A 19,190-nucleotide genomic window follows, 5' to 3' on the forward strand; every position below is an offset into this window, starting at 1 on the left:
GACCCGCCGGACTGGGGCTGCGCTCATCCGGTCACCGGTCCGCCACGGGGGTCAGCTCGACCGAGAGACTGCCGGTCGGCTGCGGCAAGGCGACGTTGATCGGCAGGCGGCGCGTCGTTCCCGAGGGCACCAGTCCGAGGCCCATCAACTGCTGGATCTGTTCCGGCTCATAGGTCTGGCGCAGGATCTCGTCGCCGTTGGGCGCGCGCTGCACCAGCGTCATGCGATGCTTGCCAACATAGCCATAGGTGCGCCCCGTATTGCTCACGGTCAGCACGGGATGGCCGACGCCGGCCTCGTCGGCGGCGATGGCGACCGACTGCACGGCCAGCTCGGCCGTCGCCCCGGGCGCCCCGACACTGACCAGAACCTTGAAATTGTAGAGCACCTGGATGGCGTTCTGGTTTTCCGGCAACTCGACCGGCAGTTGGGCCACGGTGACGAAGAAATGGTGGCTGGTTTCGGGTTCGGGGTCGCCGACCCACTGGACCCGGAACGCCTGCGACTCGCCTGGACGCACGGTCGCCTGGGCGGGGAAGATCAGCAGATCCTCGGCCTCGACCTCGGTCTCCTTCAGTTCGCCGTCAACGATCTTGAGCACATGCGCCGAGAGCTCGACCGGCACGGTTGTGGCGAAGGTGTTCTGTAGCGTCAGCACGGTCGAGGCGCGACGGCCAGTCGACAGCAGGTCGATGATCACCGGCTGGACGTTCAGCGCGGACGCGGGAATGCCAGACCCGAGCAGGGCCGCCGCCGCAATGAGCACACCGGCGAAACGCCGTACGGCTAACGGGATCATGATACGCACCTGGATGGGTCAAGAAAGTATCGGACCGGCCCCTTTCGAGACCGGTCCGACCAGTCGCCCTTCCGTGGAAGGGCGTTTCAGAGGCTTAGGCGCCCGGGGCCACGATCACATTGACCGAGCCCGTGTAGGTGCCGGCAGCCAGCCTACGATCCGTGCTGGACGACCAGTTGATCGCCGTCGGGCTGGAGCCGCCGGCCGAGGCCACGGCGGCGCCGCCCGACGTGGCCTGGGCGAAGCGGACGTGGGTGTTGCTGTCGGACAGGCTGACGTGACCGCCGAAGCGCTGGGCGACCGTCGAGGCGCCGGCGCCGCTGGTGCTGTCGAGGGCCAGACCGTTGATCGAGGCGTCCAAGTTGTAGCGGATGAACTGGGCGAAGCCGCCGTCGACCAGGCCGTTGCCCGAGGAGCCGTTACGGGCCAGGACGGCGCGTTCGACGGTGACGCTGCTGTTCACGCCGTTGCAGAAGGCGATGATGCGGGCGCCGTTCAGGGCGTCGGCGATCTCGGTGGTGACGCCCGAGCGGACCTTGGCTTCCGAATCGGTCAGGTCGGTCGACAGGGTGACGGTCGTCGCCTGGGCCGACACGCCGCACTTGTTGGCGACGCTGGCGTTGATGGCGACGGCTTGGCTGTCCTGCGCCGAAGCGGCGCCGGCGGACAGGATGAGGGCGGCGGCGGAAGTCGCCGCGAACAGGGTTTTCTTCATGGGATAGTCTCCGTTTGAGTTGAATCGCCGGAGAATCCCGGCGTGGTTTCGAGCGGCGACAAGCCCCTCGAGGGTATCGACGACCACAGGGCGCGGTCGGCGAATGCGGCTCGACAAAACGCGGCGTTCACGCGCGCGCGCCGACGACGAGAGTGATGGTGTCGCTGTAGTCCCCGGCGGCGAGCCGCCGGTTCAGCGTCGATTGGTCGGGCCAGTCGATGGTCAGGGTCACGTCGCCGGGGGCTGCGACGCCCGCGCCCGAACCAAGCCCGCGACCCGGCTGATCCGACGCGAAGGCGCAGGTCCCGCCGATCGTGATATCCGTCGACAGGCAGCGCTCGCTGCGCACCTCGCCGTCGCTGGTTCGCAGCGTCAGTCGGACGCCATAGGTCTTGGCGAAGGCATAGCCCGACCGGTCGGGCGCGCTGGTCAGATTGACCAGACCGCCGTGCTCGGCACTGATCCCGACCGCGAACGGCGTGTTGCAGTCGAGCGGCAGGACGAAGTTGAGGATCTGGGCCTGCTCGAGGTCGGCGGCCACGTCGGCGGCCTGGACGATGGGACTGAATCCGCAGCGTTCCGGGATCACGGCGGCAAGATGGATATCGATCGACGCTACCGACTGGGCCGTCGCCGGCGTCGCCATGGTCAGGCCCCCGGCAACGAGAACGACGGCCGCCAGCGACTGCAGATAGCGGGCAGCGGGCCGTGCCCACATCGGCTCACCGCCGATATTTGCGTCGTGTCCGTTAATCACCGCGAGCCTCCCGCGCCGCGGGTTCCCCCGGCGATTTCGCTGGCGGTGGTCTGACAGTTAAGAAATTATTAAGCGTCGCCAGATCTGGGTATGCGACAGTGGATTGTGCGAAAATCTTCTTTGATCTTAGATATTTCCCCTTTCACGCGAACATCGGTCTCTCGGCGCGCCGGCCCGGAGGCCCCCCGTCCGCGCGTAAAACGCCCGTCAGCGCTGCGGGGGAGCGTCGAACCGGCCGGGCTTCCAGCGTCCGCCTTGCAGCAGGGCGAGAACCACGACGAAAACCCCGACCGCGAGGATCAGCTGCGCCAATGAGGTGGTCAGACCGGCGCTCGCGGAGCTCCGGTCGCTGAGGGCCCCGGTGATCCACGGCCCCAGCCCGACGCCGACGACTGACACCCCCGCCAGAAACAGGGTGTTGACCGCGCGTCGGTAGCGATCCGGCGCCAGAGGTTGCAGCCCGATCAGGGCGGTCGTCGCGGCCATGCCGCCGCCGGCGACCAGAGCAGCCATGGCCGCGATGGTCACCGACAGGGATACGGCGACCGACAGACCCACCGCAGCGATCATCGCCACGACCAGCCCGGTCGCCATCGGCAATGCCGGACTGCGCCCCCGCATCCGTTCGTGAGCGAGCAGCCAACCGGCCGAAAGGTGCCCGACGGGGGCCGCGCCCAGCACGATAAGGCCGACCAGCACCGCGGCCTCGCCAACCGGCAGGCCGAACGAGCGGTGCAGAATGGACGGCATCCACGCCCCCGTCGCCTGGACCGAAATGACACAGCCGGCGCCGGCGACGAACAGGCCGAGCACGCCCCGACCCTCCCCGGACAACCATCTCGCTGCCTGACCGAGCCCGACCGAGGGGTCCGGCGCGGCGAACCCGCCTCGCCCCGACAGCGCCATGAGGGCCGCGATCAAGGCGATGTTCGGCAGGACGAGCGCCAGACTGACGGCCCGCCAGGGCGCCAGATCCATGATCGAAGCGCCGCTCGCGGCGACCAGGAGGGCGCCGCCCAGCAGGAGCCCCCCGCTGCGACCCGTCGCCGATCCGGTGGTGAATATCGACACGGCACGGGCCCTGCCGATCGCGACGCCCGCCGAACCGAGCACCATGAGAGCGGCGGGGGCGAAAGCGGCTTGGCCTATCCCCAGCACCATCCGGGCCGCGATCAGCGTGGGGTAGCTGTCCGCCAGGGCGAAGGCGACTCCGCCGGCTGTCCAGAGGGCCACGCAGGCCGCCATCAACCGAAACGGTTCGATGCGCCTGGCCCAATGCCCCGCCGCCAGCATCGCCACAGCATAGGTCAGGGCGAAAGCCGGCCCCTGAAGGGCGCCGACCTGTCCGTCTGTCAGGCCGAACGCGTCCTTCAGCGGCTGGGCGACAACCGATGGCATGGCCCGATCGACGAAGGCGGCGAACTGAACACCCGCCAGCAACAACACGGTTCCGATGCCGAATATGCGCGCGGGCGCGACGCCTGCTTCGCCGTCGGGACCGCGCTGGCGCGGATCCGCAGGGTGGATGGTCATCTTCGCGCTCCGGCTCCTGGTACGGGAGCGCCCTCCCGTCGTCCTGGATCGCTTCAGGACCAGGACGGATTTGTCAGCGTCCGCCGAACAGCGATTGCGCCAAAGGCGTTAAAGGGCGCTCTACGCCCGGTCCGCATTTTTCGCCGCCCCGCGCAGCGGCGCCGCGCCGTGACGTCGACATTGGAATTCAGCTCAGCCCCCCGGCCGCGAGGCAGCATTGGCAGCGCGCACCAGACCTCAACTACCGCGCCAGCCTCTGGGACAGCCATCCCGATGCGGACTCGGCCCGTCGCGTCAGCCGCGCCATCGTCGACGCCCGCGATCTCGTCTTCGCCGACGAGTTCAGCCTCGCCGGCTGCCTCGGGCTGGATCTCGGCCCCGCAAGCGCGCGCGCCACTCCCATGGACGACGGTCCTCCGTCAGCCGCCGCCGCGCGCGCCTCAAGGCGGTGGCCTACACCCTGCGTGATCCCGTCTCGGCCACGATCAACGCCTGGCAGGGGGTGTTTCACCTGCGCGACGGCCGGCGCTTCGCGTCTGTCGCCCGGCGCCGTCTGGAGGTGCTGGACAGGGTCGGGGGTGGCGACGCCTTCGCGGCGGGGCTCATCCATGGCCTGCTCGGCGGCTCGGAGGCGCAGACCGCGGTCGATCTGGGCGCCGCGCACGGGGCCTTGGCGATGACGACCCCGGGAGACAATGCCGAGGTGTCCCTGGATGAAGTCGAAGCCCTGGTTCGCGGCGATCGACCGCGATCCCGCCGTTAGACCGCCCGGCGGGCCGTCAGGAGCGCCTTAAGGCCCGACCCGACGCCCGTGGAGAAATCCCGCTTCGCGCGACGATCCTTCTCCTGCGTCAACCTCGTTTTTCGCTAAGGCTGGCCGGACGCGGAACCGCTTGAGGAGGCCCCATGTCCGATCTGAACCGCCGACTGATGACCCGCAAGTCCGACTGGGGCGAGACCCTGCTCGATTCCGTCGTCGTCCCCGGGCCGGGCGATGGCGAGGTCGTGCTGGCGCTGGACCGGTTCTCCCTGACGACGAACAACATCACCTACGCCGCCTATGGCGACGCGATCGGCTACTGGCGGGTCTTTCCGACCGGGCGCGACGACTATGGCCTGATGCCGGTCTGGGGCTTCGCCGAAGTCGTCGCGTCCCGCGCTGCCGGGATCGAGGTCGGAGCGCGGGTGTTCGGCTATTTCCCCATGGCTGACCGGCTGGTCGTCCAGGCTGAAAAGATCAGCCGCGGCGGGTTCGCCGACGCCGCGCCCTGGCGCAAGGCCGTGCCTGACATCTACAACCGCTATGTATTATGCGCCGCAGACGCCAACTATGCGGCCGAGCTGGAGAACCCGGAGGTCCTGTTTCGGCCCCTGTTCATCACCTCCTATACGGCGATCGACTTCTTGCGCGAGCACGACTTCTTCGGCGCGAAACAGGTCGTGTTGTCCAGCGCCTCGTCGAAGACGGCCTATGGCGCGGCCTGGTGCCTGTCGCGCGACGACATGCCGATGATCGCCCTGACCGGCGATCGCAACCGGGCGTTTGTCGAGGGGTTGGGCGTCTATCAGACGGTCTGGGGCTATGACGAGGTCGAGACCCTGCCCTCCGGGATCCCGACCCTGTACCTCGACCTCGCCGGCGATCCCGAGCTGCGCCGACGGGTCCATGCCCGTTTCGGACCGGACCTTACTTATGACTGTCTGGTCGGCTCGACCCAGGGCGACGCCTTCCCGAAAGACGATCCCGAGCTGGTGGGACCGGGACCCGAGTTCTTCTTCGCCGCCACCTGTCTGGACGCTCACCGGGACCGGGGGACGCTACGCGCCTTCTATGAGCGCTTCTTCTCCGACCAGCGCGCCTTCTTCGAACGCGTCATCGACCCCGCCTCGCCGTGGATCCGCATCGTCGAGCACCAGGGTCTGGAAGCCGCGGCGAAGGTTGTGCGGGCCTTGGCCGACGGCGTGTCCGATGCGGCGGAAGGGGCTGTCGTTCGCCTGGCGCGCTGACGATGACCGGCGGCTACGCATGATCCTTTCCGGTGGATCCTCACGACGGATGGCGGGCCCATGCCACCGGGCCTGGCCTGGTCCGCCCACCGTCGACTGGCCTGCCGGCCTGGCAAAAACAGAAACAGTTTCTTTTTCGTCTTGCGGGAATATTGCCGTTATGAAAACCTCGCCCCCGGGCTAACGTTCACAGCGTTCCGGAGGGGGAAATCATGAAGATGCGCACGTGGCTGCCGGTCGTGCTGGTGCTGGTTCTGGGCGCTTGCGGGTCGAAGCCGGCCCAGAAGGGGACCGACCTCTCGAACGCCAACACCACCTACCAGACCGAGCTGATGGAGCTTCTGATCGACGCCAAGCCTGGCGCGGTGATCGAAATTCCGGCGGGCGTCTTCACCATCGATACGGGATTGAGCCTGGCCGTCGACGGCGTGACCATTCGCGGTCAGGGCATGGACAAGACGATCCTGAACTTCCGAAATCAGGCGGCCGGCGCCCAGGGCCTGCTGGTCACCGCCAGCAATTTCACCATCGAGAACCTCGCCATCGAGGACACGAAGGGGGACGCCCTGAAGATCAACGAGGGCGAGAACATCATCGTGCGCAAGGTCCGCACGGAATGGACCCAGGGACCGAAGACGGAAAACGGCGCCTACGGCATCTATCCGGTGCAGACCCGCAATGTCCTGATCGAGGGCAGCGTGGCGATCGGCGCCTCCGACGCCGGCATCTATGTCGGCCAGTCGCGGAACGTGGTGGTCCGCCGAAACCGGGCCGAATACAACGTCGCCGGTATCGAGATCGAGAACTGCATCGACGCTGACGTCTATGAAAACCTGGCCACCAACAACACCGGCGGCATTCTGGTCTTCAACATGCCCCAGCTGCAGCAGGCCGGTTACCGGACGCGCGTCTACAACAGCCGCGCCATAGCCAACAACACGCGCAATTTCGGCCACGCCGGCACCCCGGTCGCCAGCGTGCCGGCGGGCACCGGCGTGATCGTCAACTCCAACGACCAGGTCGAGATCTTCGACAACGAGATCGCCGACAACAAGACCGGCAACATCATCATCTCCAGCCTGTTCTCGGCCGGCTATTCCGACAGCGCCATGAGCGGCGACTTCGACCCCTATCCGGAATCGATCCTGATCAAGGACAACCGCTTCAGCGGCGGCGGCAACTCGCCCGACGGCGTTGACCTGCAGGCGCTGCGCGTGGCCATGTTCGGGCCGACGGGCCGCTTCCCCGACATCGTCTGGGACGGCTACGTCAATCCCGCCCGCCTTGTGAACGGTCAGCTGCCCGCAGCGCTGCGCATCTGCATCGACAACGGCGAGGCAGGCGTTCTGAACGTGGACGGCCCGAACAAATACGCCAAGCCCAACACCGACATCGCGCCGCACCGCTGCACCCTGCCGCGGCTCTCGCCCGTCACCCTGCCGGCAGCCTGACGCGGGCCGATGACCGGGTTTCGTCTGCTTGCGCTTTGCCTTCTGCTTGTCGCCGGAGCGGCGGCCTGCACCCGCTCGCCGCCCTCGCCGCTCGTCGATCCGACGTATTTCGCGACCGAGAATCCGAAATCCCTCCGGGACTGGGGCATGGTCCAGGTGTCGGGCGACGCCCTGGTTCTGGGCCAGCGCGTCACGCCCTATGACCTGACGACGCCGCTGTTCACCGACTATGCGCAGAAGCTGCGGACGATCTGGATGCCGGCCGGCGCCTCGGCCGACTACAATCCCGACGACGTGCTGTCCTTCCCGGTCGGGACGGTCATCACCAAGACCTTCTTCTACCAGACCGGCCCCGGGGGTCGGGTGCTGCAGCAGGCCGACCAGACGCTGATCCACGACGGCGAAGGGCTGAAGCTGAAGCAGGTGCGCATGGTAGAGACCCGGCTGCTGATCCATCGGCCGGAGGGCTGGGCGGCCCTGACCTATCTGTGGAACGAGGCGCAGACCGACGCGGTCCTGCACCGGGTCGGGGCGGTGGTCCCGCTGAATCTGGCGCGCCAGGACGGCACAGACGAACCCTTTTCCTACATCGTGCCCAACGTGACGCAGTGTGCCGCCTGCCATGCGACCAACGTCGCCACGCGCGTCATCCACCCGATCGGCCCCAAGGCGCGCCTGCTCAACCGCGATTTCGCCTATTCCGGCGGGGTCCAGAACCAGCTGACCCGTCTCACGACGATGGGCTATCTGCGCGGCCTCGCCGATCCGAAGGCGGCGCCCGCGGACGTCTCGTGGACCGACACGGCCGCTTCGCCCGAGGCGCGGGCGCGGGCCTATCTCGATGTCAACTGCGGCCATTGCCACAACCCCGACGGTCCGGCCGACACCTCGGGCCTGTACCTGGATGTCGCCACGCCGGTCTCCGGGAACTACGGCGTCTGCAAGCTGCCGGTCGCCGCCGGCGCCGGCACCGGCGACCTCCGCTTCGACATCGTGCCGGGGGACGCCGACGCATCGATCCTTCCCTGGCGCATGGCCTCGACCAACCCCGCCGCGATGATGCCCGAGATCGGCCGATCGACCCGCCACACCGAGGGCGTCGCCCTCGTCCGCTTCTGGATCGATTCAATGGAGGGATCATGTCGGTAGAGACGGTTCAGCCCCCTGCCCCGGCAACGACGGCTGCGGTCGAGGTCGTGGCGGTCCTCCAGACCCTGCGCGGCGCCTTCAACAGCGGCCTGACCCGCGATCTTGCCTGGCGGGAGGGTCAGCTCGCCGCGCTCGAACGGATGGTGGTCGAGAACGAGGCTGCCATCGCCGAGGCCCTGAAGGCCGATCTCGGCAAGCCGTTCGGCGAGGCCAGTACGGCGGAGATCGACTTCGTCCGCAAGGAGGCTGCGCACGCGCGAAAACACCTCCGTCGCTGGAGCCGGCCGCACCGGACCGCGACGCCGATCGCGATCCAGCCCGGCAAGAGCTTCATCGAGGCTGCGCCCTACGGCGTGACCCTGATCATCGGGGCGTGGAACTATCCCTTCCAGCTGGTGCTGGCGCCGCTGGTCGGGGCCATCGCTGCAGGGAACTGCGCCGTCATCAAGCCCTCGGAACTGGCGGCCCGGTCGTCGGCGCTGCTGAAGCAGCTGGTGGAGGGCTACCTCGACCCGCGCGCCTTCGCCGTGGTCGAAGGAGAGGCGGACGTTTCGACAGCCCTGCTGGCCCAACGGTTCGACCTGATCTTCTACACGGGCGGGGAACGGGTGGGTCGGGTCGTGATGGCGGCCGCGGCCCGACATCTGACGCCGGTCGTGCTCGAACTGGGCGGCCAGAACCCCTGCATCGTCGACGAGACGGCCGATCTGGCGGTGGCGGCGCGGCGTATCGTCTGGGGCCGCTTCCTCAACGCCGGCCAGGTCTGCGTGGCGCCGGATCACGTCTATGTCGCCGCCGCGGTCGAGGCCCGGCTGCTGGAGGAGCTGAAGCGGGCGGTGACGGCCATGTTTGGTCGCGACCCGAAGCAGAGCCCGGACTTCGGGCGCATCGTCAACCGGCGCCACGCCGCGCGCCTGCAGGCCCTGCTGGCCGACGGCCGGGCCGTGATCGGCGGCGAGGCCGATGTCGACGCCTGCTATGTCGCCCCCACGATCCTGACCGGGGTCGCGGCAGACGCGTCGGTGATGGCCGAGGAGATCTTCGGGCCCATCCTGCCTGTCCTCCCATACGAGGCGCTCGACAGGCCGCTGGCGGCCATCAACGCCCGTCCCCCGGCGCTGGCGCTCTACGCCTTCACCCGGGATGCGGCGGTGGCCGACCGGATCATCGCCTCGACGCGATCAGGCTCGGCGACGATCAACGACACGGTGGTCTTCATGGCTAATCCGAACCTGCCGTTCGGCGGCGTCGGGGCCAGCGGCATGGGCGCCTATCACGGGCGGTTCAGTTTCGAGACCTTCAGCCACCGGCGGGCCGTGTTGAGGCGGGGCTTCGCCCTCGACGCCAGCATCCGCTATCCGCCCTTCAGCAAGGCCAAGCTGGCGCTTCTGCGGCGCATGGCCTGACGCCGCGTCTCACGCTGCCGCCCGGTCTTCCAGATAGGCCGACAGATACCGCTCCAGCGCCACCGTGGCCTCGGTGAACAGACGGTCGGTCCAGTCCGACTGCGCCTCGCCGCTGGTCAGGGTCTCGAACGAGGTGAAGATCTCGGTGGCCATGCGCGCGACGGCCAGTGGCGCGCCGCCGTGGAAGCCGTCCAGCCCCCGCTCCCAGCGCGCCGCCAGATAGGCCGCGATCTGCGCATTGGCCTGTTCCTTGACGATCCGCAGCTCGCGCGTCGTCAGCATCAGGTGAAACAGCGGCCGATAGGCGGGATCCTCGTTCAGCGTCTTTCGCAGGGCCAGCATCACCTCGAGATGGCGCTCGCGCCACGACGTGAACCGCGGGTTCTCCAGAATCTCGGCGATGCGGGTATGCAGCTGCGCCACCCGCGTCTCGAACAGCTCCTTGTAGATGGCGAAGACGTTCGGGAAATAGCGATAGATCGAGCTGACCGGCACATTGGCCTCGGCGGCGATGGTGCTGGTCGTGATCGTGTCAACGGACGTATTGGCCAGAAGGAATTCGGTCGCCGCCAGAACGCGGTCGATCCGGTCGCGCGCACGCTGCTGCATCGGCGCCGTGCGCCGTTCCAGCGTCGGGGTCTCTTGCGGCGCGCGCGGGCCCACTGACGTCGTCCTCTCCTCCGATTCAGCAGGCCGTCTATCACGACCCGTCGGCCCTGTAAGCCATCGAGCTGCACAGCCCCTTGTCAAACGGAATAATATTCTGTTTCGTGTCGTCTGGGGAATAGGGAGGGGCTGTTTATGATCCGGATGGAACTCTGTCTGAAGGCGACGCTTGCCGCCGGCGTGGCCATGGCCGCGCTGACGGCGCCAGGCCTGGCGACGGCGCAGGACGCGACGTCCCTGGACGAGATCATCGTCACCGCCCAGGGACGCGAACAGGGCCTTCAGGATGTGCCGATCACGATCAGCGTGGTCACTTCCGGGACACTGGAGGCGCTGGCTGCGGACGACATCGGCGACATCTCCGCCTTCGTGCCCGGCCTGTCGGTCTCGAACGGCAGCCCGACCCAGGCGCGCTACAATATTCGCGGGGTCTCGACGTCGGACTTCGGCGTCGGCACCGACCCGGCGGTCGGCGTCTATGTCGACGGCGTCTATGCGGCCCGGTCGGGCGCGGGCCTGCTGGCGTTCAGCGATGTCGCGCGGATCGAGGTGCTGAAGGGGCCGCAGGGCACCCTGTTCGGCCGCAACAGCGCCGCGGGCGCCGTGTCGATCACGACCAACAAGCCCGGCGACGCGTTCGAGGCCCGGCTGGGCCTCCGGCTCGGCGAATACGACAAACGCCGCATCGAGGGCCTGATCAACCTGCCGATCAACGACGTCATGGCCCTGCGGGTCAATGCGCTGGTCAACCGCCGCGACGGCTGGCTGACCGACGCCGCCACCGGCGCGGACTATGACCGCGAGGACAACTGGGCGGCCCGGGCGGCCCTGCGCTGGGACGTCTGGCCCCGGACCCGGGCGATCCTGAGCTGGACCCACGACGAGATCGACCAGGATGCGCGTCCGGCGATCGGCGTCGCCCCCATCCCGGCGGCGCCCGTCCTGCCCGCCTTCCCGTCCGATCCGGCGGACTACACCAACCCGTTCGAGCAACGCGTCCTCAACGACGTCATCGACAATCACGAGACGCGCCGCCTCGACGAGGGGACGCTGACCATCACCCACGCCTTCGGCGACATCGATTTCACCTCCCTGACCTCGGGCCGGTATTTCGTCACCGAGAACCGCGAGGACGAGGACGGCACCAATCGCCCGGACCTGTATTTCGACACCAACAACCGGGAACGGAACCGGTCCTGGTACCAGGAATTCCGCCTCGACGGCGAATGGGGCGCGTTCGACTGGATCGCCGGCGCCAGCTACTACACCGAGCACGCCGACCAGCGCAGCGACACCTGGGCCACCACCGACAGCATCAATACGATCCTGACCAATGCGGCCGGCGCGCCGCTGTTCTCGCTCGCCGACATGATCCTCGCCTCGGCCTCCATTCCGGCCAGCACCCTCGGCCATGGCTGGCAGGAGGATATGATCAACGAGGGCGATTTCGACGCGACGGCCGTCTTCGCCGACGTGATCTGGGCTGCGACGGACCAGCTGAACCTGACGTTCGGCCTGCGCTATACGCGCGACGAGAAGACCTTCCGCTGGCTGAACGACCGGCGCATCGCGCCCGGGCTGGACGCGGTGCTCAGCGACCCGACGGTCGACTTCGTGCTGACCACCTATATGGGGCCGGCCCTCGGCTATCTGTACGCCGACTATGTCTTCGACCTGTCCGGCCTGGCCGGCGTTCCGTGCGACAACGGCGTCACGGTGCAGGAAGGCGTCGAGTGCGAGCTGTCGGATACGTGGGAGAATCTGAGTCCGCGTTTCGTTGCCGACTACCAGCTGTCCGACGACGCCATGGTCTTCTTCTCCTACGCCAAGGGCTACAAGGCCGGCGGCTTCAACAGCGTCGAGGTCGCCTCACGCTTCGACAACGAGGATGTCCAGAATTTCGAGATCGGGTTGAAGAGCGACCTTGGCGCCAACGCCCGCTTCAATATCTCGGCCTTCCAGTACGACTATGACGGCAAGCAATCGATCCGCCTGGTCACGCCGGCGGGATCCAGCGTGCCGCAGTATCTGATCGAGACCAGCGACGACGAGGCCTGGGGCGTCGACATGCAGCTGGACATGGAGCCCGTCGAGGGGCTGAGCCTGTTCGCCAACGCCCAGTACATCGACGCGACCTACAAGCGGAAGGTGACGAGCACCGAAGATCTTTCAGGGCAACCGACGGGCGAGCCGCTGTGGTCGGCGGCGGCGGGCGTCTCGTATCGCCACGACCTGGCTGGAAAAGGCTCGATCGACATGCAGTTGATCCATGCGTATCGCGGCGAGGGTCGGTGCAACACCACCTCGACGGGCCAGGGCTCGTGCCTGCAGACCCCCTGGTTCGACCCGGCCGAGGCCCAGAACCGGACGGACCTTCGCCTGTACTGGCGGACGCCGAGCGAGCGCTATCAGCTCGGCGTCTACGTCAACAATCTGTTCGACAACCAGTATGTGACCGGGGTCAACAACATCACCGCCTCCACCCTGGGCACGCCGTTCGTCAACCTCACCGAACCCAGAATGTGGGGGTTGGACCTGACCTGGACCTACTGACCGGTCGGATCAACGCGGCTGACGCCAGAGCCGCCCCGCCTGCCCGCCGCCCCTCACTCCCACTCGATGGTTCAACTGACGAGAAGGTGATGTTTTTCCAGCGCTTTTTCCTTGATCGTCCGCGCACGCCGTCAGCGCTACCGTCATCGGAATGGGGCTTTTGAAAACAAACAAGAAATTGGCCCCGATAAAATTTGAGTGATGTCACTGTCTATCGGTAGGCGCACCACAGTGCTGGCTCTTTAAGGCGCGGCGATCATGATCTCACCGCCGCTTCAAATGCCGACAAATCCATACCGACATATTGGCAATCGTATCGAGACGGTACCGTCACCTCTATGATCGTCCAACGTCTTCACTGCGCCAGAACCGGGCATTGTCGTCGCGCCAGGAAGGCGACATTCGACGGACGAGCCAGTCTTGGAAGGAGGATCGCTCGCCAGCAACGCGGCATCCGTTGACGGGCCGAGGTGTGGGCGACTGTGTCAGTACGCTTCACCGTCCCGATCACTCGGCGCGAAGGCCCCGCAGCACCGCAAGCTGAGCGTTGACCATCCGTTGATTGGGATCATGGCCTGTCCGTTGCAGACGGATGAACTCCTTGTGCGGTGCGGTCAGGGTATCGAAATAGGCTCGCGAGATCTCCGGCGGCGTAACCAGGTCATTATCACCCTGCAGCAGGTAAACGGGCATTTCGAACGTAAGTCCCGTGTCGTGGAGATTTAGCCGGGAAACGATCCCGTCACCCTCCATCCCAACGAACTGGATATAGGAGTATTCCTCGCCCGCTTCGTAGGCAGCTTCGTAGTCGAGCGTATCGTACCCAGCTCCCGGAGCGGTGAACCAGCCAGCGGGCGCCGGATCCGTTGCCAATGCTTCGTACTTCCGCGTCGCACGACGCAGGATCCCAGAGTTTCGCGGATTACTCCACGGCGGAGCTCCGAGCGCCTCAAGTCGGTCCACGGTGTCTCCGTCGCCTGCGGCCCTCGCGAGCTCAAGCGTCCGCCGATAGCTGGCAAGCGTACCATCGCGGCTCACCAGCTGTGCCGTTCCCATATAGGCGGAGAATAGTTCCGGTTCAGCCTGGGCCATGTGCACGGCTAAGGCGGAACCCCACGAACCGCCCATCAGGATGACCTTACGTTTGCCCAGCCGTCTGAGCGCCCACCGTGCAACCTCAACGCCGTCATTCGTCAGCCGCTCAATCGTCAGGCGCTCGTCTTCGGCCGGAGGGTTGGCGGCGTAGGTTTTGCCGGCGCCACGCTGGTCCCACTGAACCACGGTGAACTCACCGCTCCAGCTGCCATAGACAGCGTCGGCATACGGCGTGCTGGGATTCCCTGGCCCGCCATGCACCATCAGCACGACTGGGTTGTCGCAATCGTCGCCATTAACTGTCACCCACTGGAGGATTCCGCCGATAGATACGAAGCCCCCCTCATTCACCGGTCCACCAGTGGCGCTGCAGGCCGCGTTTGGATGGCTCGGCAGGTGATCCGCCGCTTGGCTGGCTGCGCTCATCCCCGGTGCCAGCAACGATAGTCCGATGGCCGCCGAGACCCACAAATTCCACATTGTCCGCACCGCGCAGCTACTGAACTTCTTTGAAGACCCTCTACCTTTACGCGCACGCTAGCCAGTGAGTCTCTCGTAATGGCCTTGGGCCTCACAGCAGCACGTCTGACTCCCCCCAGCAGCGGACAGTGGCCGGTTACCGAAAACCGGACGTTCGGGTCGAATTGGCTTACGTCGGCTTGAGAGCCGGAGTGGACCTCCCCCAGTTCCGCTTTGGTGAGTGATGGCCCCCACGCAAGACTTTGGTGGAAGAAGTCAGAGGACGCCCCCGGTTTTTGCGCTCAATCGACGATCCCGGCCCGCTCCTCAGCCAGGCGCCCGTCAAATTTGCGCTCATACTGGTCCGCATAGGCTCGGCAGGCCTCCGGGGCGACAAAGGGATTGGGCTGCTCGCCACGCGTGAAGGCGGCGTGGCGAGCGTCCTGCCCGGAGGCGCCAGGATGGGACGAGAACAGGATGTCGCACGGCAAGGCGCGGACCATGGCGAACGTGCGCCGGAAGCTTTCGCTCAGGGCCGGGTGGGCCAGGTAGCGGTAACCGTCGGACGAAATGGGGTTCAGGCTGGCGGCGAAGACCACGTCCTTGCACAGGCCGTCCTCGCATGACCGCCAGGTCCAGCTCATGCTGCCAGCCGTGTGGCCCGGCGTGGCGCGGGCGGTGACGGTGACGTCGCCGAGCGTCAGGGTCTCGCCATCGCGGACGCCCCGCACGTCGGCGATCGGCGGCATCGAGGCCAGTTCGCCGTGCTGGGGATCGTCGTCGGTGCTTCGTCCCTGCAGCAGGCTCTGGACCGCTTCGCGCCCCGCGATGACCTGCGCCCCGCTGTCGCGCGCCAGGGCCGCCATCCCGCCGGAGTGGTCCCAGTGGGGCTCGGTGCTGAGAATGTATTTCACATCCCGGATGGAGAAGCCGAGCTTCGTCAGATTGGCCTCGATGTCCCGAACCGCCTGGGGAACGGCGCCATCGACCAGGATCAGGCCGTCAGACGTCTTTATCAGACCGACGGTCAGCCCCTCAAAGCCCACAAGCCAGGTATTGCCGTAGACACGGACCGGATCCTGCGGACCCAGCCATCGCTGTGCGTAGTCGGGCGCGATCGGCTGCAACAGCGGATCCGCGTGGCCCGGCGTCGCTACCTGCGATTCCGCCGTCGTGCAGCCCAGCAGCATGGCCAGCGCGACCGCGCTCGCCGCCTGTATCCGCTTCATCGCTCTCTCCCTCGTGAGTGTGATACGGAGGGTGGTGGGTCGGAGCAGGCGGCGCAAAGCATCATATCTGGACACAGGCATGAACTCAGCTAATGCCTTGCTATGGATCGCGCTCAGCTCCCCCTTAACGCCCTACGCGCCTTCGAGGCGTCGGCCCGCCACCTGAACTTCACCCGTGCAGCCATCGAGCTGTGCGTCAGCCAGGGCGCCGTCAGCCATCAGGTGGCGCAGCTGGAGACGAAGCTGGGCGTCCGCCTGTTCCGCCGCCTGCCGCGCGGGCTGGCGCTCACGTCCGAGGGACAGGCGCTCGCGCCGATGCTGGCGGAGTCGTTCGATCGTATGGGCGCGACACTGGACCGCTATGCAGGCGGGCGGTTGCGGGACGTGCTGACGGTCGGCGTGGTCGGGACCTTCGCCACGGGCTGGTTGTTGCCGAGGATGGACGACTTCCGGCGCGCACTGCCGGACATCGACCTGCGCCTGATGACCAACAACAATCGCGTCGACCTCGCCGGGGAAGGCCTGGACATGGCGATCCGCTATGGCGACGGCGCGTGGCACGGCACGCATGCCGACCCGATACTGGAAGCCCCGCTGACACCCCTGTGCGCACCGGCCCTCGCCGCCCGCGTTTCCGAGCCCGCTGACCTGACGCGCGAGACGCTGCTGCGATCCTACCGCGCCGACGAATGGCCACGATGGTTCGAGGCGGCGGGCGTGGCGTCCCCGCCCCTGCAAGGCCCGGTCTTCGACAGTTCCGCCATCATGGTCGCCGCCGCCGAGGCCGGCGCGGGCGTCGCCTTGGCCCCCGCGTGCATGTTCTCGCGCGATCTGACGACCGAGCGGCTGGTTCGGCCGTTCGCTGTTGACGTCTCGCTGGGCGGCTACTGGCTGACACGTCTGCGGTCCCGCGCCGAGACCGGCGCCATGGGGGATTTCCGCGCTTGGCTGGAGACGACGACCGCTTCGGACTGATCGGTTCAACGAGATTGCTGGTGGCGGGCCCCACAGCCCATGCTCGGCGTAAAGGTCCCAGTCGACTGATCCGCTCTACGTTCCCTGCACCCGGTGATGCACTCCTGACCCCCTCTCGCCCGTGGCGCTCTCACCGCGGCCGACGGCTCAACCTCGAAATCCGTTTGACCCCTCAACGGGTTTCTGGCTGACAACGCTGCGCCATGAGACTGATCAAAAAGCTCGTCCATCCCGACGCCGAGGCCCTGACGGGCGCCACCCTCACCCGCCGTGCGGCGCGCGGCATCGTGATGCGCGAGACATTGATCCTGCTGCTGTTCACAGAGCGATACAACGATTTCAGTTTTCCGGGCGGCGGGGTCGCCGAGGGCGAAGACCTGATCGACGGCCTGCGCCGCGAGCTTGAAGAGGAAACTGGCGCCAGCAACGTTCGCGTGCAGCGGGACTACGGCTACGTCGAAGAGCTGCGGCCGCATCGGCGGTCGGGTTTTGATCTGATGCACATGACGTCGCACTTCTTCTTATGCGACATCGATCCTGAATTGCGCGCCACAAGGATGGAGGCCTACGAGACCGCGAACGGGATGCGGCCGGTATGGGTGGAGCTTGACGAGGCCCTCGCCCACAATCGCGGCGTGATGGAGCGCCTCGAGGCCACGATGGGCCTGTCGATCCAGCGGGAAACCTTCATGCTTGAAGAGTTGGCGAACGATCTGGCGAGGGCCGCATAGGCCTCGCCTTGCATCGCGCCCCGCACACAGGCCGCGCGGTGCAAGGCCGTCCGGGTCAGGTCTTGCGAGGGTAAGGCCGCAGGCCCAGCAGCATCTCGGCCTCCTCGCTGAGCGGACGCGCCAGACTGTCGCTGTCGGTCTGATCCGCGAGCTGCGCGCGGACCAGGGCGTAAACCGTCTCGCGATCCTGACTGGTGTCGATCTCGACGCATTTGCCGAGGCCCCTGAAGTGCTCGACGATCGGCAGGGTCTCGGCCTTGAAGGTGTCAAAGCGCTGTTTCATGCTTTCGACATTGTCGTCGCTGCGGCCCGAATATTGGGCCCGCCCCAGAATGCGCCCGGTCAGCACCTCAAGCGGGCATTCGAAATAGATCATCTTGGGCAGGTCGCGGTCGTCGCCGAAGACCTTGTACCAGGCGTCCATGTTGCCGAACGAGCGCGGGAAGCCGTCGATCAGGAAGTTGACGTCGCCCGTCCCGCGGATGGTTTTTACGATGGCGTCCTTCAGCAGGCCGACCACGATTTCGTCGGGCACCAGTGTGCCGGCGTCGACGTATGACTTGATCAGCGCCGTCCTCGGGCCCCCGGCCTTCAGTTCGGCGCGCAGCAGGTCTCCCGTGGACAGGTGGGTCCAGCCCAGCTGGATCTTGGCCAGTTCGCACATTGTGCCCTTACCGGCGCCGGGACCGCCGAGGATGAAGACGATGTTCGGCTGGGGGGCGGGCAGGCGCGGATCGCCATGGTGCAGGGTCAAGGACGGCGCCGGGGCGACCCCCATCTTGTAGACGTTCCAAGGCCGGTCTGCGGGCGGCAGGGCGTCGTCGCAGGTGATCTCATAGGCCAGATGGCCGTCGAGCCGCGAGATGCGCCACGACTTGTAGCTGTTGGAATAGGAGATCGCCGGGCTGCGCGCGGCCTTGCCGTCGGCGCGGTCCCAGGCGGGCTTGCCGTTCCAGAAGCCGGGGCTGGACAGGGTGCCGGACTCGGATTGGGCGGGCGGCGCGGTCGAGGGAATGTAGAGGCCATCCACCTCCGCCAGACCCGCGCCGGAGACTTCGATGAAAAGGGTGTTGGATGAAGAAGTGTCGGTTTTCGTCATGCGATACCTTTGCTGGCATAGATGTTCGGTTGTTGGCCCGGCATGCCGGGCCTTCAGATTGTTGGCCCCGTCAATGCCGGGCTCCAGGTGCTGTCGTTTCGCACAACCCCGGTTCGTCGGGCGGGAGACCAACTAACGCGCGAATGTCTTCCCCGCCTCAGGGGGACTGCAGAGCATCGAGTGTTGTTTGTCCAGTACCCGGATTTAGCGGGGCCAGCGTAGCCGTCTTAGCTGTCGCGCCTTCTGACGCGCCCCTCCATCGACCGCAGTCCTGAGCCCGTAGCCGAGGTCCTCCAACTCATCTGCGTCCCACGTTGCGGTCCGAAGTTCCGACGCATAGCGACGCCGGATCGCGGCGTGAACGATGCGGCGCTTTTGGCCCGGTGTGGTCAGAACTGCGCCGGCCGTGGCCCGGCGGCATTCGGTGCAGATCGGAGCGTCCGGCGTCACGGCGTGCTGCTGGGCGAGCCGATAGAGCACGGGAAACAAGGCCGGTGGGAGTTCGACATCATGCGCCGAGGCGGGGTCGCCGCAATACAGGCAGACGCCGCTCCTCAGGCATTTCA

17 protein-coding genes are annotated in these 19,190 nt (G+C 66.8%); 8 read left to right on the top strand and 9 right to left on the bottom strand.

What is annotated here, in order from left to right; translation table 11 throughout:
• Nucleotides 1–31 precede the first annotated feature (31 nt).
• The 4 genes from ACK4JY_RS04595 to ACK4JY_RS04610 form a co-directional block, all read right to left on the bottom strand.
• Nucleotides 32–799, bottom strand: coding sequence for a hypothetical protein (locus ACK4JY_RS04595; RefSeq protein WP_409603259.1), 768 nt, complete (start codon nt 797–799; stop codon nt 32–34).
• Between the two features lie 94 nt (nt 800–893).
• On the bottom strand, nt 894–1,514 hold the full coding sequence (locus tag ACK4JY_RS04600) for a hypothetical protein (RefSeq protein WP_409603261.1): 621 nt from the start codon (nt 1,512–1,514) through the stop codon (nt 894–896).
• A 127-nt stretch (nt 1,515–1,641) separates the two neighbouring features.
• Nucleotides 1,642–2,232: a hypothetical protein gene (locus ACK4JY_RS04605; RefSeq protein WP_409603263.1), complete on the bottom strand. Its 591-nt coding sequence runs from the start codon at nt 2,230–2,232 to the stop codon at nt 1,642–1,644.
• 246 nt (nt 2,233–2,478) lie between these two features.
• On the bottom strand, nt 2,479–3,804 hold the full coding sequence (locus ACK4JY_RS04610; RefSeq protein WP_409603265.1) for an MFS transporter: 1,326 nt from the start codon (nt 3,802–3,804) through the stop codon (nt 2,479–2,481).
• Nucleotides 3,805–4,252: 448 nt separating this feature from the next.
• Here ACK4JY_RS04610 and ACK4JY_RS04615 point away from each other — a divergent pair, with 448 nt between their 5' ends.
• From ACK4JY_RS04615 to ACK4JY_RS04635, 5 genes are all read left to right on the top strand, one after another.
• Nucleotides 4,253–4,567, top strand: coding sequence for a PfkB family carbohydrate kinase (locus ACK4JY_RS04615; protein ID WP_409603267.1), 315 nt, complete (start codon nt 4,253–4,255; stop codon nt 4,565–4,567).
• A gap of 143 nt (nt 4,568–4,710) precedes the next feature.
• Nucleotides 4,711–5,811, top strand: coding sequence for a DUF2855 family protein (locus ACK4JY_RS04620; RefSeq protein WP_409603269.1), 1,101 nt, complete (start codon nt 4,711–4,713; stop codon nt 5,809–5,811).
• A 212-nt stretch (nt 5,812–6,023) separates the two neighbouring features.
• Nucleotides 6,024–7,262, top strand: coding sequence for a parallel beta-helix domain-containing protein (locus ACK4JY_RS04625; protein ID WP_409603271.1), 1,239 nt, complete (start codon nt 6,024–6,026; stop codon nt 7,260–7,262).
• Nucleotides 7,263–7,271: 9 nt separating this feature from the next.
• The gene (locus tag ACK4JY_RS04630) at nt 7,272–8,411 is read left to right on the top strand and encodes an SO2930 family diheme c-type cytochrome (RefSeq protein WP_409603273.1); all 1,140 of its coding nucleotides are present in this window, start codon (nt 7,272–7,274) and stop codon (nt 8,409–8,411) included.
• On the top strand, nt 8,402–9,817 hold the full coding sequence (locus ACK4JY_RS04635) for an aldehyde dehydrogenase family protein (protein ID WP_409603275.1): 1,416 nt from the start codon (nt 8,402–8,404) through the stop codon (nt 9,815–9,817). Before ACK4JY_RS04630 ends, ACK4JY_RS04635 begins: the two co-directional genes overlap by 10 nt.
• 9 nt (nt 9,818–9,826) lie before the next feature.
• On the opposite strand, the gene ACK4JY_RS04640 is transcribed toward ACK4JY_RS04635, so the two are convergent.
• Nucleotides 9,827–10,480, bottom strand: coding sequence for a TetR/AcrR family transcriptional regulator (locus tag ACK4JY_RS04640; RefSeq protein ID WP_409603277.1), 654 nt, complete (start codon nt 10,478–10,480; stop codon nt 9,827–9,829).
• Between the two features lie 138 nt (nt 10,481–10,618).
• Here ACK4JY_RS04640 and ACK4JY_RS04645 point away from each other — a divergent pair, with 138 nt between their 5' ends.
• Nucleotides 10,619–13,036, top strand: a complete 2,418-nt coding sequence (locus ACK4JY_RS04645) for a TonB-dependent receptor (protein WP_409603279.1) — start codon at nt 10,619–10,621, stop codon at nt 13,034–13,036.
• Nucleotides 13,037–13,543: 507 nt separating this feature from the next.
• Here the strand turns inward: ACK4JY_RS04645 and ACK4JY_RS04650 are convergent.
• Nucleotides 13,544–14,557: an alpha/beta fold hydrolase gene (locus ACK4JY_RS04650; protein WP_409603281.1), complete on the bottom strand. Its 1,014-nt coding sequence runs from the start codon at nt 14,555–14,557 to the stop codon at nt 13,544–13,546.
• A 335-nt stretch (nt 14,558–14,892) separates the two neighbouring features.
• Nucleotides 14,893–15,819, bottom strand: coding sequence for a subclass B3 metallo-beta-lactamase (gene bla, locus ACK4JY_RS04655; RefSeq protein ID WP_409603283.1), 927 nt, complete (start codon nt 15,817–15,819; stop codon nt 14,893–14,895).
• 102 nt (nt 15,820–15,921) lie between these two features.
• Here bla and ACK4JY_RS04660 point away from each other — a divergent pair, with 102 nt between their 5' ends.
• Both ACK4JY_RS04660 and ACK4JY_RS04665 read left to right on the top strand, forming a co-directional pair.
• Nucleotides 15,922–16,794, top strand: a complete 873-nt coding sequence (locus ACK4JY_RS04660; protein WP_409603284.1) for a LysR family transcriptional regulator — start codon at nt 15,922–15,924, stop codon at nt 16,792–16,794.
• 203 nt (nt 16,795–16,997) lie between these two features.
• Complete coding sequence (locus ACK4JY_RS04665; protein ID WP_409603286.1) at nt 16,998–17,525, top strand: NUDIX domain-containing protein; 528 nt, start codon at nt 16,998–17,000, stop codon at nt 17,523–17,525.
• A gap of 55 nt (nt 17,526–17,580) precedes the next feature.
• Here ACK4JY_RS04665 and ACK4JY_RS04670 read toward each other — a convergent pair whose 3' ends face one another.
• Together ACK4JY_RS04670 and ACK4JY_RS04675 are read right to left on the bottom strand one after the other, a co-directional pair.
• The gene (locus ACK4JY_RS04670) at nt 17,581–18,624 is read right to left on the bottom strand and encodes a nucleoside monophosphate kinase (RefSeq protein ID WP_409603288.1); all 1,044 of its coding nucleotides are present in this window, start codon (nt 18,622–18,624) and stop codon (nt 17,581–17,583) included.
• A 204-nt stretch (nt 18,625–18,828) separates the two neighbouring features.
• A partial coding sequence (locus ACK4JY_RS04675) for a hypothetical protein (protein WP_409603290.1) occupies nt 18,829–19,190 on the bottom strand: 362 nt, incomplete at its 5' end.

Source organism: Brevundimonas sp. (genome assembly GCF_046295595.1).
In the GTDB taxonomy this organism is placed as follows: domain Bacteria; phylum Pseudomonadota; class Alphaproteobacteria; order Caulobacterales; family Caulobacteraceae; genus Brevundimonas.